Annotated in this window: 13 protein-coding genes, 5 tRNA genes and 1 pseudogene; 10 read left to right on the top strand and 9 right to left on the bottom strand. The window is 69.0% G+C overall.

All coding sequences use genetic code 11. The features are described 5' to 3' along the window. Positions 1–235, top strand: a pseudogene (locus tag D183_RS23930) (hypothetical protein); the annotation flags it as partial. Positions 236–558: 323 nt separating this feature from the next. Here the strand turns inward: D183_RS23930 and lpxH are convergent. The 8 genes from lpxH to D183_RS0103900 form a co-directional block, all read right to left on the bottom strand. Further along, a complete protein-coding gene (lpxH, locus tag D183_RS0103935) occupies positions 559–1,296 on the bottom strand; it encodes a UDP-2,3-diacylglucosamine diphosphatase (protein WP_017907844.1) in 738 nt (245 codons plus the stop codon). A 132-nt stretch (positions 1,297–1,428) separates the two neighbouring features. Continuing rightward, entirely contained in the window at positions 1,429–1,953 is a 525-nt protein-coding gene (locus D183_RS0103930; protein WP_017907843.1) for a phosphatase PAP2 family protein, read from the bottom strand. Then, positions 1,937–3,070: a glycosyltransferase family 4 protein gene (locus D183_RS0103925; protein WP_017907842.1), complete on the bottom strand. Its 1,134-nt coding sequence runs from the start codon at positions 3,068–3,070 to the stop codon at positions 1,937–1,939. Before D183_RS0103925 ends, D183_RS0103930 begins: the two co-directional genes overlap by 17 nt. Positions 3,071–3,428: 358 nt before the next feature. Continuing rightward, on the bottom strand, positions 3,429–4,955 hold the full coding sequence (gene ppx, locus D183_RS0103920) for an exopolyphosphatase (protein WP_017907841.1): 1,527 nt from the start codon (positions 4,953–4,955) through the stop codon (positions 3,429–3,431). 55 nt (positions 4,956–5,010) lie between these two features. After that, positions 5,011–7,110, bottom strand: coding sequence for a polyphosphate kinase 1 (ppk1, locus tag D183_RS0103915; RefSeq protein ID WP_017907840.1), 2,100 nt, complete (start codon positions 7,108–7,110; stop codon positions 5,011–5,013). Positions 7,111–7,121: 11 nt separating this feature from the next. Continuing rightward, the gene (phoR, locus tag D183_RS0103910) at positions 7,122–8,447 is read right to left on the bottom strand and encodes a phosphate regulon sensor histidine kinase PhoR (protein WP_017907839.1); all 1,326 of its coding nucleotides are present in this window, start codon (positions 8,445–8,447) and stop codon (positions 7,122–7,124) included. A gap of 64 nt (positions 8,448–8,511) precedes the next feature. Then, complete coding sequence (gene phoB / locus D183_RS0103905) at positions 8,512–9,201, bottom strand: phosphate regulon transcriptional regulator PhoB (protein ID WP_017907838.1); 690 nt, start codon at positions 9,199–9,201, stop codon at positions 8,512–8,514. 83 nt (positions 9,202–9,284) lie between these two features. After that, positions 9,285–10,928, bottom strand: a complete 1,644-nt coding sequence (locus tag D183_RS0103900) for a M48 family metalloprotease (protein WP_017907837.1) — start codon at positions 10,926–10,928, stop codon at positions 9,285–9,287. Between the two features lie 148 nt (positions 10,929–11,076). On the opposite strand from D183_RS0103900, the gene grxC reads away from it, so the two are divergent. The 3 genes from grxC (at position 11,077) to D183_RS0103885 (ending at position 12,969) form a co-directional block, all read left to right on the top strand. After that, positions 11,077–11,388 (top strand): glutaredoxin 3, encoded by a 312-nt coding sequence (gene grxC, locus D183_RS0103895; RefSeq protein WP_017907836.1) that lies wholly within the window; start codon positions 11,077–11,079, stop codon positions 11,386–11,388. Continuing rightward, entirely contained in the window at positions 11,385–11,798 is a 414-nt protein-coding gene (locus tag D183_RS0103890) for a carboxymuconolactone decarboxylase family protein (RefSeq protein WP_017907835.1), read from the top strand. The genes grxC and D183_RS0103890 overlap by 4 nt, the downstream gene beginning before the upstream one ends. A gap of 163 nt (positions 11,799–11,961) precedes the next feature. Further along, positions 11,962–12,969: an isocitrate dehydrogenase gene (locus D183_RS0103885; RefSeq protein ID WP_017907834.1), complete on the top strand. Its 1,008-nt coding sequence runs from the start codon at positions 11,962–11,964 to the stop codon at positions 12,967–12,969. A 144-nt stretch (positions 12,970–13,113) separates the two neighbouring features. Here the strand turns inward: D183_RS0103885 and D183_RS0103880 are convergent, their stop codons facing one another. After that, positions 13,114–13,914, bottom strand: a complete 801-nt coding sequence (locus tag D183_RS0103880; RefSeq protein WP_017907833.1) for a Bax inhibitor-1/YccA family protein — start codon at positions 13,912–13,914, stop codon at positions 13,114–13,116. A gap of 153 nt (positions 13,915–14,067) precedes the next feature. Here D183_RS0103880 and D183_RS0103875 point away from each other — a divergent pair. The 6 genes from D183_RS0103875 (at position 14,068) to tig (ending at position 16,188) form a co-directional block, all read left to right on the top strand. Next, positions 14,068–14,144 (top strand) — tRNA-Pro (locus D183_RS0103875). Between the two features lie 44 nt (positions 14,145–14,188). Then, positions 14,189–14,265, top strand: a tRNA-Arg gene (locus D183_RS0103870). Between the two features lie 34 nt (positions 14,266–14,299). After that, positions 14,300–14,376, top strand: a tRNA-His gene (locus D183_RS0103865). A gap of 76 nt (positions 14,377–14,452) precedes the next feature. Continuing rightward, positions 14,453–14,528: transfer RNA gene (locus D183_RS0103860), tRNA-Lys, on the top strand. 89 nt (positions 14,529–14,617) lie between these two features. After that, positions 14,618–14,702: transfer RNA gene (locus D183_RS0103855), tRNA-Leu, on the top strand. 190 nt (positions 14,703–14,892) lie between these two features. Further along, positions 14,893–16,188, top strand: a complete 1,296-nt coding sequence (gene tig, locus D183_RS0103850) for a trigger factor (protein ID WP_017907832.1) — start codon at positions 14,893–14,895, stop codon at positions 16,186–16,188. The last annotated feature ends 66 nt before the right edge of the window (positions 16,189–16,254 follow it).

The following is a 16,254-nucleotide window of genomic DNA, read 5'->3' as shown; positions in this document are numbered from 1 at the left end:
CTCCCCGGCAGCGTCTGCGGCGGCCGCACCCGAGGCCGCCGCGCCGGCGGCGATCGAGATCGCCGTACGCGAGAAGCACGGCGACGGCTGCCCGGGCGACCCGCAGACCGAGCCGGTCCGCGACCGCTTCCGTGTCGAGCGCTCCGGTGCGATCCAGTGGTACGACGTGGTCGACGGCGACTTCGTCGAATACGCGCAATGGCGGCAGCAGCAAGCCGGTGGCGGCTTGCCCTGACAGGCGGATTTTCGCACCACGCCGCGCGCGTGGTCGCGGCGCTGCGCGGCCAGGAAACGCGGGTGGAGGACGGTGGCCCGGATGTGGGCGGTGTCGACGTCGCGGCCCGGATTGTCAGGCCTGATTGCGGATTGCCATGAGGTGGGCGGAGACGACCCGGTGCGCTGGGATGCCGTCATCGGCGGCCCTGCGGAATCCGGGGCCGAAGCGCTATTCGGCGCCGTTCTGCAGCCGCGCCGCGGTCGCAGGGAAATGCGTTGCCGCGACGTGCCGGGTGCGCATCGCCGGGCTGCCCGCGGCCGCGCCGGACGCTGGCGCTAGAGCTAGAGCTGTTGCAGTTGGCAGCCCTGCGCGTCCACGCGCAGCACCGAACCCTGTTCGTACCAGTCGCCGAGCACGATGCGGGTGCAGGCGCGGCCCTCCACGTCCAGCGCATGCACCGCCGGCCGGTGGGTGTGGCCATGGATCATCCGCGCCACGCCGTAGCGGGCGAAGGTGGCGGCGACTTCGGCCGGGGCCACGTCGGTGACGGTCTCGAACTGCGCGCTGTCGTCCTGTTTCAACTCGGCCTGGCGCGCCTGGCTGGCGGCGCGCGCCTGTTGCGCGTAGGCGATGCGCGCGGCCAGCGGCTGCGCCAGGAACTGCTGCTGGAAGGCCGCGTCGCGGGTCTGCGCGCGGAACGCCTGGTAGGCGGTGTCGTCGGTGCACAGCAGGTCGCCGTGCAGCAGCAGGGTCGGCTCTCCGTACAGATCGATCACGCAGGGATCGGGCAGCAGGCGCAGGCCGGCGCGCCGCGCGTAGTCGGCGCCGAGCAGGAAGTCGCGGTTGCCGTGCATGAAGAACACCGGCACCCCGGCCTCGTGCAGCGCGTGCAGCTCCACCGCCACCGCATCGGCCGCCTCGGACGGCGTGTCGTCGCCGATCCAGGCCTCGAACAGGTCGCCGAGGATGTACAACGCCTCGGCCTGCCGCGCCTGCCCGCGCAGGAAGTCGAGAAACAGCGCGGTGATCGCCGGCCGTGCCGGGTCCAGATGCAGGTCGGAGATGAACAGCGTGGTCATTTGGCCATTGTAGTACGGCCGGGATTGGGGATTCGGGATTTGGGATTGGATGAAGCCGCGAGTGCAGGCGTTGGCGCTTCTACACTGACCGTTGGGACGGCCGGACGCCATCCCGACTCCCCATTCCCAGCCTCATACCAACCACAACGACACGCCCGCCAACAACGTGCCGATGCCGGTGGCGGCGAGGACGTCGCTGGGGTAGTGCAGGCCCAGCACCACGCGCGACAGCGCCACGCAGGCGATGAAGGGCACCAGCAGGGGCGCCAGCCAGGGATAGTAGGCCAGGGCGACGATGCCGAAGGACACCGCGTGCAGCGTGTGGCCGGAGGGGAAGCTGAACTCGTCCAGCGGCGCCACCCAGGCGCGGATGCGCATATCGGCGGCGTACGGACGCGGGCGGCGGGTCCAGCGTTTCAGACCCTTGTACAGGCTCAGCGCGACCACGCCGGTGGCGGCCATGTGCGCGGAGGCGAACACGCCATCCATGCCGTCGCACAGCACCAGCAGGGTCATCAGCGCGTACCAGAACACGCCGTCGCCGAGGCGGCTGATCACCGCGAAGAAGCGTCGCACCGAGCGCCGCCGGCACCAGTGGTTGGCGCGCCGGCACCAGCGGGTCTCGTGCCCGCGCAGGATCTCAAGCCGCGTCGACATGTGTCCTCCGGGTGTCCGCCAGTTGGTTGAGCAGGGCATCGAAATCGGCCACCACGCGCTCCGGGCGCAGTTGCTGCATCGACGCGCAGGCCGCCTCGCCGAGACGCTGGCGCAGCGCGTCGTCGCTGCCCAGGCGCAGCGCGGCGGCGATGAAGGCCTCGTCGTCGGCCACCGCCGCACCATTGATGCCGTCGCGCAGGTATTCGCGTGCCGCGCCGTAGTCGAAGGCGACGGTGGCGACGCCACTGGCCATCGCTTCCAGGGTCACGTTGCCGAAGGTCTCGCTGCGGCTGGGGAACAGGAACAGGTCGCCGCTGGCGAAATGCCGCGCCAGCGCGTCGCCGCGCTGGATGCCGCAGAAAATGAAGTCGGGATTCTCCTGCGCCAGACGCTCGCGCAGCGGACCGTCGCCGACCCAGACGAAGCGCGCCCGCGGACGCTGCTGCTGCAACTGGCGGAAAGCGCGCACCGCCAGCGGCAGGTTCTTCTCCGAGGCGATGCGGCCCACGTAGAGCACCGCGCAGTCGTCGTCCTGCAGGCCCCACTGCGCGCGCAACTGCGGATCGCGGCGCTGCGGCTCGAACTGCTTGCTGTCCACCGCGCGCGCCAGCAGGCGCACCCGCTCGAAACCCTGGGTGGCGAGGAAGTCGCGCAGTTCGCGGGTCGGGACCAGGGTCGCCTGGGCCTGGTTGTGGAAGCGCCGCATCCAGCGCAGCGCGGTCGACTGCAGCCAGGCCGCGCCGTACTGCGGCAGGTACTCGTCGAAGCGGGTGTGGAAGCCGGTGGCGATCGGAATGCCCAGGCGCCGCGCGCTGCGCAGCGCCGACCAGCCCAGCGGGCCCTCGGTGGCGATGTACACCGCATCCGGCGGCGCCGCCTGCCACAGCTTGGTCAGGCGCCGCGGCGCGGGCAGGCCGAACTTCAGTCCGGGGTAGCGCGGCAGCGCCGCACCGCGTACCAGCCGCAGATCCGCCGGGTCGGCGTCGCCGGCCTGGCGCGGACGCACCACGTCGACGGTATGGCCGCGCGCGCGCAGCCCCAGTTCCAGCCCCTGCACGGTCAGCGCGACGCCGTTGACCTCAGGGGGATACGTCTCGGTGACGATCGCGTAGCGCATGCGGGGGCTCCGGTTTGACAAAGCCTCGCGCAATGCAGTGAAGCGAACATGTCCAGCGCATGTAGGAACGATGACGCTAAAAGCCGGGATTGGGGATTCGGGATTGGGGGTTTTTCGCAAGTGCGTCGCCGTGCCGCTTTTCTGTGGGAGGGGCTTCAGCCCCGACGCGGTATCGGTAAGGCGTCGGGGCTGAAGCCCCTCCCACAAAAAGCCGCGGTGTCGCGGCTTCAGGGAGGGCGGCTTTTCTTTCAAAAACCCGCACTTTTTTCATCAAATCGCTTGACCGCGATTTGACCGCGGACAGCATGCTGCCGTCCCGAATCCCGAATCCCGAATCCCGAATCCCGAATCCCAGCCTTCAAGCCACAAACGGGCGGAAATTGATCCCCAACCCGGCCATGCCCTCGACCTCGCCGATCAGGTCGGCACGCTGCAACGGCCGCGACTCGATCCACGGCTGCGACAGGATCAGGTGCAGGTTGGCGCCGTCGGCCTTCAGTTCCAGCGCCGGGATCGGGTCGGCTTCGTGCGCGCGGTGCAGCAGCACCGCCAGGCGCAGCAGCGCGGCCTTGCGCTTGGCGCTGAGCAGCAGGCGGTCGGGCAGTGCGTCGAACGCGGTCTTGGACACGTTGCGGCGGTGCGTGCGCACCAGCGTGGCCAACACCTGCTGCTCCTGCCGCGAGAAGCCGGCGATGTCCGAGTGCTCCAGCACGTAGGCGCCGTGCACGTGGTACTGGCTGTGCGCGATGGCCTGGCCGAGCTCGTGCAGGCGCGCGGCCCAGCCGAGCATGCGCGCGTCGTCGGCATCCAGCGCCCAGTCGCCGGCGACCTGCTCGAACAGCGCCATCGCGGTGTGCTCCACGCGCGCGGCCTGCGCCTCGTCGATGCCGTAGCGCTGGGTCAGCGCGGCGATCGCGGTTTCGCGCGGATCGTTCTCGCCGCCGCGGCCGAGCATGTCGTAGAGGATGCCTTCGCGCATGGCCGCCTTGCTCACCATCAGCCGTTGCAGGCCCAGGGCCTGGAATGCCGCCTCCAGCACCAGCACGCCGCCGGCGATGATCGGCCGGCGGTCGGCGGACAGGCCGGGCAGGTCGATGTCCTCGATGCGCTTGGCCAGCAGCAGGCGGTCGCGCAACTGCGGCAGCGCCTCGGCGGTGATCGCGCCCTTGGTCAGCTTCATCGCCGCGCAGATCTCGCCGATCGCCTTGTGCGTGCCCGACGAGCCCAGCGCCTCGTGCCAGCCCAGCGCACGGTACTGCCCGGCGAACTGCTGGAACTCGGCGCCGATCTCGGTCAGCGCGTCCTTCCACTTCTTCTTGGACAGCTTGCCGCCCGGGAAGAAGCGCCGCGTGCTGGCGATGCAGCCGGCCTGCAGGCTCTCGCGTTCCAGGGTCTGGAAGCCGCTGCCGATGATGAACTCGGTAGAGCCGCCGCCGATGTCGATCACCAGGCGGCGTTCGTCCGGCTTGGGCGGCTGCGCATGGGCCACGCCGAGGTAGATCAGGCGCGCTTCCTCGCGGCCGCTGACCACTTCGATCGGATGGCCGAGCGCGGTTTCGCCGGGAATCAGGAAGGTCTGCGGCGAGCGCAGCTGGCGCACGGTGTTGGTGGCCAGCGCGCGCACCCGCAGCGAGGGCAGGTCGCGGAGGCGCTGGCCGAAGCGCGCCAGGCATTCCAGCGCGCGCTGTCGCGCCTCGGTGGACAGTCCGCCCTTGTTGTCCAGGCCGTCGGCCATGCGCACGGTCTCGCGCAGGCGGTCCACCACCCGCAACTGCCCGAGCTGGTAGCGGGCGATGACCATGTGGAAGCTGTTGGAACCCAGGTCGATGGCGGCCAGCAGGTCGCCGTCGCGCAGCGGCGGATGAGTGGGGGAGGTGGCAGGCATGGCGGAATGGTAGCCGATGCGCGGCGCGCGCCGTTGGCGCTGCGCCGCGGTGTGCTCAGAGCCCGTCGAGCAGGGCCAGCTGCGCCGAATGCGGCGGCTGGTCCTGGCCCGGGGCCAGCTTGCGGTAGTTGCCGTCGGCGTCCAGTTCCCAGGCGTTGAGATTGTCGGCCAGGTAGTTCTGCAGCACCTCGCGGTGGATGCGCTTGACCAGGTCCGGATCCAGGATCGGGAAGCCGGTCTCCACGCGCCGCAGCAGGTTGCGTTCCAGCCAGTCGGCGCTGGCGCAGAACAGTTCCGGCGCACCGTCGTTGCCGAACCAGTAGACCCGGCTGTGCTCGAGGAAGCGGCCGACGATCGAGCGCACCCGGATGTTGTCGGAGACGCCCGGCACGCCCGGGCGCAGGGTGCAGGCGCCGCGCACGATCAGGTCGATCTTGACCCCGGCCTGCGAGGCCGCGTACAGCGCGCGGATCACCTGCGGCTCGTTGAGCGCGTTCATCTTGGCGATGATGCGGCCCGGGCGGCCGGCATGCGCCAGCTTGGTCTCGCGCTCGATCCGGTGCAGCACGCCCGGGTGCAGGGTGAAGGGCGATTGCAGCAGGCGCTTGAGGCGGATCTTCGGCGCCAGCCCGGACAACTGCTGGAACAGCAGGTGCACGTCGTTGCCGATGTCCACGTCGGCGGTGATCAGGCTCAGGTCGGTGTAGGCGCGCGCGGTGCCGCTGTGGTAGTTGCCGGTGCCCAGGTGCACGTAGCGGCGCAGCTTGCGGCCCTCGCGGCGCACGATCAGCAGCATCTTGGCGTGGGTCTTGTAGCCGACCACGCCGTACACCACCTGCACGCCGGCTTCCTGCAGGCGGTCGGCCAGGCCCAGGTTGGCCTCTTCATCGAAGCGCGCGCGCAGTTCCACCACCACGGTGACGTCCTTGCCGTTGCGCGCGGCCAGCACCAGCGCATCGACGATCGCCGAGTCCTTGCCGGTGCGGTACAGGGTCTGCTTGATCGCCAGCACGTTGGGGTCGATCGCGGCCTGCTTGATCAGGTCCAGCACCGCGGTGAAGGCGTCGAACGGGTGGTGCAGCAGCACGTCGCCGGCGGCGGCGATCTCGAAGATGCCTTCGCTGTCGCGCAGGGTGCGCGGATTCATCGCCGGATACTTCAGGTCCGGGCGCTGCACCAGGTCGTAGACCTGGTTGACCCGGCTCAGGTTGACCGGGCCGTTGATCCGGTAGACCGCGTTCTCCGGCAGTTCGAAGTTCTGCAGCAGGGTGCGCACGATCGATTTCGGGCAGTCCTCGGCGATCTCCAGCCGCACCGCCGGCCGGTAGCCGCGGTTGACCAGTTCGTCGCGCAGCGCCAGCGCCAGGTTCTCCACTTCCTCCTCGTCCACCACCAGTTCCGAGTTGCGGGTGACGCGGAACTGGTAGGAGCCCATCACCTCCATGCCCGGGAACAGCTCGTCGACGAAGGTGGACAGCACCGAGGACAGGAACACGAAGCTCTGGCCGCCCTCGGCCAGGCTTTCCGGCAACTGGATGATGCGCGGCAGCGAGCGCGGCGCGCGCACGATCGCCAGGTGGCCGACGCGGCCGAACGCGTCGGTGCCCTTGAGTACCACCACGATGTTCAGCGACTTGTTGAGGATCTTCGGGAACGGGTGCGCCGGGTCCAGGCCCAGCGGCGACAGCACCGGCATGATCTCGTTGCGGAAGTAGGCGCGCAGCCAGCGCTTCTGCCGCGCGTTCCAGGAATGCCGGCCGAGCACGCCGATGCCGGCGTCCTTCAGCGCCGGGCGCAGCACCTCGTTCCAGCAGCGGTACTGCTGGTCGACCAGTTGCGCGGCGCGGTCGTGGATCGAGGTGAGGATGGCGTTGGGGCTCATCCCGTCCGGTGCCGGCGGCAGCCCGAATTCCTGCGCGTGGCGCACGGTGGCGGCGCGGATCTCGAAGAACTCGTCGAGGTTGGTGCAGGAGATGCACAGGAAACGCAGCCGCTCCAGCAACGGCACCTGCGGATCCTGCGCCTGCGCCAGCACCCGGAAGTTGAAGTCCAGTTGCGACAGCTCGCGGTTGATGTACAGCGCGGGGTCGCGCAGCGGGTCGCTGGGAATGTCCGGGGGCGGCGTGGGCGGCAGGGCAGGGGCGCGGCGGGGCATGGTGTCTCTCGTTAGGCGGAGGTCAGGGTGGCATGGTCGTGCCGCGGATGCACGCGCCCGGCGCCGAAGTGGCAGGAGAAGGTGCTGCCCTTGCCGACTTCGCTCTCGATCTCCAGCCGCGCCTGGTGCAGGCCGAGCACGTGCTTGACGATCGACAGGCCCAGGCCGGTGCCGCCGCTCTCGCGCGAGCGGCTGCTGGAGACGCGGTAGAAGCGCTCGGTGATCCGCGGCAGGTGATGCGCGGGAATGCCGTAGCCGCTGTCGCGCACCGCCAGCACCGCGCCATCGCCCTCGCGGGCGAAGGTGATGCGGATGGTGCCGCCGGCCGCGGTATAGCGCACCGCGTTGGTGACCAGGTTGGAGAAGGCGCTGTGCAGTTCCTTGTTGGAGCCGACCAGGTCGCAATCGGCCTCGTCGTGGACCTCGATGCGGTGCCGGCCCTGGCTGTGCGCCTCGGCCTCGCGGCGCAGCGTGGCCAGCATCGGCGCCATCGCGATCGACTCCTCGTTGGCGTGTTCCTGCGATTCCAGCCGCGACAGGGTCAGCAGGTCCTCGACCAGTTGGGTCATGCGCTGCGACTGCTTGCGCATCTCGGCGATCATCGGCCCCGAATCCGGGAAGTCCTCCGGGTCGAGCATGTCCAGGTAGCCGTGGACCACGGTCAGCGGCGTGCGCAACTCGTGCGAGACGTTGGCGACGAAATCGCGGCGCACCTGCTCGAGTTGCAGCAGCTTGCTGACGTCGCGCGCGACCAGCAGCCAGTGGTCGTCGGAGTAGGGAATCAGGCGCAGGTTCAGGCGCAGGCGGTCGTCGACCGGGGAGGGCATGTCCAGCATCGGCTCGGCGTTGCGGCCGCCGCTGAGCCAGTGCGCCAGCGGCATCGGCTGCAGCCGCTCCACCACCGGCGCGCCGAGGTCGCCGGGGTGGCGCAGGCCGAGCAGGGTGCCGGCCGCCTCGTTGAACCACTGGATGCGCTGGCTGTTGCGGTCCACCACCACCACCGCGTCCGGCAGTGCCGCGGCGGCGGCGCGGTAGGCGCGCAGCATGTCCAGCAGGCGCCGCTTGCGCACGCGCATTTCCGCCTGGCTGCGGTACAGCAGCCGGTCCAGTTCGTTCCACACGCCGGTGCCGGCCGGCGGCTCCCAGCGCTGGCGCGCGGTCAGCCGCCGCAGCACCCGCCGCAGCCGCCAGTAGTGCCAGCCCATCACCCCCAGCGACATCAGGGTCAGTGCCATCCACACATGGCCGCCGATCCAGCCGATCAGCAACGCCAGCAACAGCAGGCCGGCGAGCGTGCCGAGGGTCTTCAACCAGGCGGAGCGGATGTGGCGGGGCATCGGGAACGCACTCTGTCGCAAAGGATCGTGATCCGTCCGCCGTTATAGCAGGCGAAGGCGGCGGTCAGATGGACGCAGAGAAGCGATAGCCGGAACCGCGGACGGTCTGCACCATGTTTTCCACCGAGAACGGCTCCAGCGTCTTGCGCAGGCGGCGGATGTGCACGTCGATGGTGCGCTCTTCCACGTAGACGCTGCCGCCCCAGACGTGATCGAGCAACTGCGCGCGGCTGTAGACGCGCTCGGGGTGGGTCATGAAGAAGTGCAGCAGGCGGTACTCGGTCGGGCCGATCGGCACCGGCGCCTCGCCGGCGAACACCCGGTGCGCGGCGCCGTCGATGCGCAGGCTGCCGACCGAGACGCTGCCGTCCTCGTCGTCCTCGCGGGTGCGGCGCATCACCGCGCGGATCCGCGCCAGCAGCTCGCGTGCCGAGAACGGCTTGACCACGTAGTCGTCGACGCCGGCCTCCAGGCCGCCGACGCGGTCGTTCTCCTCGCCGCGGGCGGTGAGCATGATGATCGGCACTTCGCGGGTCATCGCATCCTTGCGCCAGCGCCGGGCCAGTTCCAGGCCGCTGGTGCCGGGCAGCATCCAGTCCAGCAGGATCAGGTCCGGGACCCGGTCGGCGATCGAGGTCTGCGCTTCGCGGGCATCGCCGGCGTGCACCGGCTCGAAGTCGCCCTTGCGCAGGGCGAACGCGACCATGTCGCGGATGGCCGGCTCGTCGTCGACGATCAGGATGCGTTTCTGCACAACGGCACCGTGGAACTGGGGAGGAAGGTCGCCAGTAGACTACGGTTTTATTACGTTTGAGTGACGGCTGACACGGGCGCGTTTCAGCGCCGTTGCATGTCCGGGTCCTGCACGCCCTGGCGGCGCAGTTCCAGCACCGTCGGGGTGATCGCGGCGATGCGGGCGTCGATGCGCGCGCGTGCCACGTAGTCCAGGTCGCTGCGCTTCTTCAGGTTGCTCAGCTGGATCAGGGCCTGCTCCGGATGCCCGTTCAGGTAGGCCGCCTCGGCATACGCCTCGCCGGCCCGGGTGTCGTCGCCGGCCAGTTCGCAGGCACGGGCGAAGGTGCGCTGGAACACCGGATCCTCCGCGGCGGCCCCGAGCAGCGGCCGCAGCACCGCCTGGGCGCGCTGGCCGGCCTGGCGGCCGCCCTGTTCGTTGAGGGCGGTCGCATAGCTCAGCGCCACTGCCCGGTTGCTGGGCATGCGCTTGACCAGCGCCTCGAAGCGCTGGTCGGCGGCCTGGTTGCGGCCGGCCTTGGCCTCGGCCTCGGCCACCGCCACGGTCAGCCACCAGTTGTCCGGGTGCGCCTGCAGCAGGCTTTCCAGCGTCTGCGCGACCTCCTGCGCACTGCCGCCGGCACGCAGCCGGGCCAGCGCCAGGCCATAGCGCTGGGCATCGCTCAGGCCCTGTTTGCTGCCCTGGCGCAGGCCTTCATACTCGCGGATCGCATCGGCCGGGGTGTTGGCGCTGAACACCCGCAGCCGCTCGCGGGCCCATTCGAACTGGCCGCTGGGGCCGCGCGCGTAGTTGGCGAACGGCAGTTGCAGGCCGCCGGGCAGCAGCGGGTTGCTGGGCGCGCCCAGCGGCTGGCTCAGCGACACGTCGTTCGGATCGACCCGCTCCTTCAGGGTGCCGCCGGGCACGCTGGTGGTCAGGGTCAGGGTGTTCTTCTTCATCTGCTCGGCGCGCTCGCGGGCCTCGCTGATGCGGGTGGTGGTGACCGGGTGGGTCATCAGGAAGTCCGGGGTGCTGTAGCCGCCCTGGTTGCCGCGCATCGCCAGCGACATGCGCTCGAAGAAGCCGGCCATCGCGTCGACGTCGTAGCCGCTGCGCGCCAGGGTGCGAATGCCCAGGCGGTCGGCCTCCGATTCGTTGGAGCGGGTGTAGTCGATCTGCCGCTGCTGCATCAGCCCCAGGCCGCTGGCGATCGCCGCCTGGGTGGCGTCGCCGCTGGAGCGCCCGCCGGCCTGCTGCGCCGCGACCACCGCGGCGAGCATGCCGAGCAGGATCGGGATCTGGTCGCGCTGCGCCCGCTCGACCCCGCGCAGCACGTGCTGCTGGGTGACGTGGGCGATCTCGTGCGACAGCACCGCGGCCACCTCGTCCTCGCGCTCGGCGGTCAGTACCAACCCGGCGTTGACCGCCACGTAGCCGCCGAGGGTGGCGAAGGCGTTGATCTGGCGGTCGCGCAGCATGAAGAAGGTGAACTTCTGCTGCGGCTGGTCGCTGTTGGCGCCGAGCCGGGTGCCCATGGTCTGCAGCCAGTCGTCGATCAGCGGGTCCTCCAGCACGTAGCCGTAGCTGCGCAGCTCGGCCAGCATCATCTTGCCGTACTCGGCCTGGCGCGCCGGGGTCAGCAGCTCGCCGGCCGAGGAGCCGATGTCCGGCAGCTTGTTCTCCTGGGCCGGCGCCACGGCGCAGGCGGTGGCCAGGGTGATCGCGAAGGCGAGCGGCAGCAGGCGCAAGACAGGCTCCAGGGGGCAGGCGGACGCCGGGTGGCGGCCGGGACGACGGTGAATCCGGGATGATTCGCAGTGTTGCGGCAGCGGCCTCGAAAATCCACCCGGCCGCTACCATAGTGGCTTGGACCTTCTACACCGCCCGGAGTTTCCCGTGGACAACCCAACTGCCGACACCGGCCACGCCGGCGGCCCGCCGATCACCCTCTATTCCACCGCGATCTGCCCGTACTGCGTGGCGGCCAAGAACTTCCTCAAGAGCAAGGGCCGCACCTGGAACGAGGTGCGGATCGACCTGGACCCGGCCGAGCGCGAGAAGATGGTCGCGCTGGCGCGGCGCACCAGCGTGCCGCAGATCTTCGTTGGCGACGTCCACGTCGGCGGCTACGACGACATGATGGCGCTGCACCGCGCCGGCAAGCTGGAGCCGCTGCTCGATGGCCACGCCCCCGAGGCGCAGGCATGAGCGGCGCTGCGACGGGCGAGGGCGGCGCCTCCGGGGAGGACCGGGTCCGCGCGTTCACCGAGTTCCGCCAGCGCATGAACCAGCGCATCCTGGCCGAGCCGAACCAGGTGGTGCGGCGCTTCTTCGCGCTGGACACCCAGACCTACCAGGCCGGCGCGCTGGACGTGAAGACCAAGGAACTGCTCGGCCTGGTCGCCTCGCTGGTGCTGCGCTGCGACGACTGCATCAGCTACCACGTGGCCCAGTGCAAGGAGGCCGGGGTCAGCCGCGAGGAGTTCTTCGAGACGTTCTCGGTGGGCCTGGTGGTCGGCGGTTCCATCGTGATCCCGCACCTGCGCCGCGCCGTGGACTTCCTCGACACGCTGGAGGCCGGCGAGGCCGCCGCCCCGGCGCAGCACGCGCACGACTGAGCCGCTTCGGGCTGCCCCGATGGCCACCGGCGCCTGCGCCGGAGGCCGTCCGGTTTTGGGCGCCTTCACCGGCTTCGGGCATAATTACCGCTGAAACCTCCTTGCGCCTGCAGCCCCGGTTCCCGGGCGGCGCTCCCCCCTCTTGTACGGAAACCGCAACCCTATGACGCAGACAATCACGGTCATCCGTGGCGATGGCATCGGCCCGGAGATCATGGACGCCACGCTGTTCGTGCTCGACGCGCTGAACGCCGGCCTCACCTACGAATACGCCGATGCGGGCCTGGTGGCGCTGGAGAAGCACGGCGACCTGCTGCCGGCCGCCACGCTGGAGTCGATCCGCAAGAACAAGGTGGCGCTGAAGAGCCCGCTGACCACGCCGGTGGGCGAGGGCTTCAGCTCGATCAACGTGGCCATGCGCCGCCAGTTCGACCTGTACGCCAACGTGCGTCCGGCCAAGTCGTTCCCGAACACCAAGTCGCGCTTCGGCGCCGGCGTGGACCTGATCACCGTGCGCGAGAACACCGAAGGCGCCTACCTGAGCGAAGGCCAGGAAGTGTCCGCCGACGGCGAGACCGCGCTGTCGATGGCCAAGGTGACCCGCAAGGGCTCCGAGCGCATCGTCCGCTACGCCTTCGACCTGGCCCGCGCGACCGGCCGCAAGAAGGTCACCGCGGTGCACAAGGCCAACATCATCAAGTCCACCTCGGGCCTGTTCCTGAAGGTGGCGCGCGACGTGGCGGCGAACTACCCGGAGATCGAATTCCAGGAAATGATCGTCGACAACGCCTGCATGCAGTTGGTGATGCGCCCGGAGCAGTTCGACATCATCGTCACCACCAACCTGTTCGGCGACATCCTGTCGGACCTGTGCGCCGGCCTGGTCGGCGGCCTGGGCCTGGCCCCGGGCGCCAACATCGGCGTGGACGCGGCGATCTTCGAAGCCGTGCACGGCTCGGCCCCGGACATCGCCGGGCAGGGCAAGGCCAACCCGTGCGCGCTGCTGCTGGGCGCGGCGCAGCTGCTGGACCATATCGGCCAGCCGCAGAACGCCGAGCGCCTGCGCAACGCCATCGTCGCCACGCTGGAAGCCAAGGACGGTCTGACCCCGGACCTGGGCGGCAGCGGCAACACCATGGGCTTCGCCAAGGCCATCGCCAGCCGCCTCTAAGCGTCCGGAAGATCGCAGAAAAAAGGAAGGGCGCCCCAGGGCGCCCTTTCTTTTGCTCGGAAACTTGTCTGAAGCCAAGCTCGCTCATCGATCAAGGGGAGTTCGCTTTTACGATTCCCCAATCCCGATTCCCGACTCCCGGCTTCAATTCCGCGACTGCAGCTTCGACAGCAGGCGCAGGAACTCCAGGTACAGCCACACCAGCGTCACCATCAGGCCGAACGCGCCGTACCACTCCATGTACTTGGGGGCGCCCTGTTCGACGCCGCTCTCGATGAAGTCGAAGTCCAGTACCAGGTTCAGCGCCGCCACCACCACCACGAACAGGCTGAACAGGATGCCGACCGTGCCGGAGGCGTGGATGTAGGGGATCTGGATGTTGAAGAAGCCAAGCACCATCGTGGCCAGGTACACCAGCGCGATGCCGCCGGTGGCCGCGACCACGCCCAGCTTGAAGTTCTCGGTGGCCTTGATCATGCCGCTGCGGTAGGCGAACAGCATCGCGAACAGGGTGCCGAAGGTCAGCAGCACGGCCTGCAGCACGATGCCGTTGAAGCGCACTTCGTACATCGCCGAGATCGATCCCAGGAAAAAGCCTTCCACCAGCGCGTACAGCGGCGCGGTGATCGGCGACCATTCCTTCTTGAAGATCGTGATCAGGGCCAGGATGAAGCCGCCGATCAGGCCGCCCAGCGCGTAGCCGGCCACGCCAGGAGCGATCATCGCGTTGCCCGCGGCATCGATCGAAACCGACTGGCTCCAAGCGAATACGGCGGTGAGCGCTGTCAGCATCAACAGGATGCCGGTCTTGTTGGCGGTGCCGTTCAGGGTCATCGCACCGCTGTCGCGCGCGACGACCGTGCCGCTGCCGGGCGAGACCACGTTGCCGCTGTGCAGATCGAGGAAGGTGGATTCCTTCAGGGCGGGGTTGCCGCTGCGAAGCATGCTGTTTTCTCCTTCAAAATGGCTCTCGGCCAATGCCGATGGCAAGCCGTGAGCATAGCGCAGGCGATGTTGCGTGCATGCGACGTTGACAGCGGGCCGCAAGCTTCCCACAATAGCCGACCTTTCCGGCCTTGGCCGCGAGGGATGTTCCGCCGGGGTATAGCGCAGTCTGGTAGCGCGCCTGCTTTGGGAGCAGGATGTCGGGGGTTCGAATCCCTCTACCCCGACCAATCCGATGTCCAACAGCGGAAAGGAATGCGACAATCCAGCCAGGGCGCCCGTAGCTCAACTGGATAGAGCGCCGGCCTTCTAAGCCGGCGGTTACAGGTTCGATTCCTGTCGGGCGCGCCACATGGTGCCGGGCAGGAGATGCAAGGTTTCAATGGTGGCTGTAGCTCAGTTGGTTAGAGTACTGGATTGTGATTCCAGATGTCGGGGGTTCGAGTCCCCTCAGCCACCCCATTGATCGCGTGACCCGATGCTTCGCGGGGTGTTGCAACGAAGCAAAAAAGCACATAGAATGTGCGACTCAGTTTCAGGGCCGTTAGCTCAGTTGGTAGAGCAGTTGACTCTTAATCAATAGGTCCAAGGTTCGAATCCTTGACGGCCCACCAAAACGAAAGGCACCTGCTCCGGCAGGTGCCTTTTTCTTTGCCGGCCGGCCTGCAACAATGTGCCGGCAGGCGCCTTCCGGCGCCGCAGCGCGAAAGTGGCGGAATTGGTAGACGCCCTGGTTTTAGGTACCAGTGCCGCAAGGCGTAGGGGTTCGAGTCCCCTCTTTCGCACCATCCAGCCCTCGATGGCCCCTTGTGGCGATGGCGGGTTCGGCGTCGCCACGGCGGCCTCCCGGCCCTGCGCTGGCAGGCGCCGCGGGAATAGGCGAAACTATCCGGCTGCGGCGGCTGTCCCGTGCCCGCGCCAACCCGTACTTTTCTACATCGTGCCGAGAGCCGTGGGCTCCCGGTGGCAGGAGTCCACATGCAAGCTTCGATCGAAACCACCGGTACCCTGGAACGGCGTCTGACCTTCACCCTGCCGGAGGATCGCCTGGAAACCCATGTCGGCGGCCGCCTGCGCGAAGTCGCGCGCACCGCGCGGATCAAGGGCTTCCGTCCGGGCAAGATTCCGGCCAAGGTGATCGAGCAGCGCTTCGGGCCGCAGATCCGCGCCGAGGCGCTGGACGGCCTGCTGCGCGAGACCTTCGACTCGGCCGTGCGCGAGCACGAACTGCGCCTGGCCGGCAACCCGCGCATCGACCGTGCCGGCGACAACGAACTGCAGTTCGTGGCCACCTTCGAAGTGGTGCCGGACTTCGGCGCCATCGACGTCTCGACGCTGCAGGTGATCCGCCACACCGCCGAGGTCACCGACGCCGACATCGAGCAGATGATCGAGAACCTGCGCCTGCAGCGTCGTACCTGGCAGCCGGCCGCGCGTCCGGCGCAGGATGGCGACCTGGTGACCCTGGAGACCTGGTCGCAGGTCGGCGACGAGCGCCTGCCGGCCGAGGGCGTGGAGAAGGGCAGCAGCGTGATCGGCTCGGGCGTCATGTTCCCGGCGATCGAGCAGGGCCTGGTCGGCCTGTCCAAGGACGAAGAGAAGACCCTGACCGTCGACTTCCCGGCCGACTGGCGCGTGCCGCAGTTCGCCGGCAAGCAGGTCCAGGTCCATGTGAAGGCGGTCGACGTGGCCGCGCCGGTGCTGCCGGACGTGGATAAGGAGTTCATCAAGAGCTTCGGCGTCAAGAGCGGCGATGCCGAGCAGTTCCGCAAGGACATCCGCATCAACCTCGAACGCGAGCTCAAGGGCGCGCTGATGAACCGCCTGCGTCGCGAAGTCGGCGAGCAGCTGATCGCCGCCTACGCCTCGGTCGAAATGCCGCCGCGCCTGGTCGAGAACGAGGCGCGCGCCATGCTGGCGCAGCAGGTCGAGCAGATGCGCCGTTCGGGCCGCGACCCGGGCCAGGTGCCGGACGACGCCCACCAGGGCTTCATGGACGCCGCGCGCAAGCGCGTGCTGGTCGGCCTGCTGGTCGGCGAGGTCGCCCGCCGCAACGAACTGCGCCTGGACCCGAAGCGGGTCTCGGAGACGCTGCGCCTGATCGCCTCGACCTACGAAGAGCCCGAGCAGGTCATTGAGATGTACCGCAACGATCCCCAATTGATGGGGGGACTGCAGAGCCGTGTGATGGAAGAGCAGGTGATCGACTGGATCGCCGAGCGCGCCCAGCACACCGAGCAGGCGATGTCGTTCCAGGACGCGATCCGTCAATAAGACGACGCGTCGCCGCCGCGCGCATCCCGGCATGCGCGAGGCGGATCCCCGTTTCATCCCCGCGGC

This window comes from Xanthomonas sp. SHU 199 (assembly GCF_000364665.1).
Lineage (GTDB): Bacteria > Pseudomonadota > Gammaproteobacteria > Xanthomonadales > Xanthomonadaceae > Xanthomonas_A > Xanthomonas_A sontii.
This window is presented reverse-complemented; position numbering and strand designations above follow the sequence as displayed.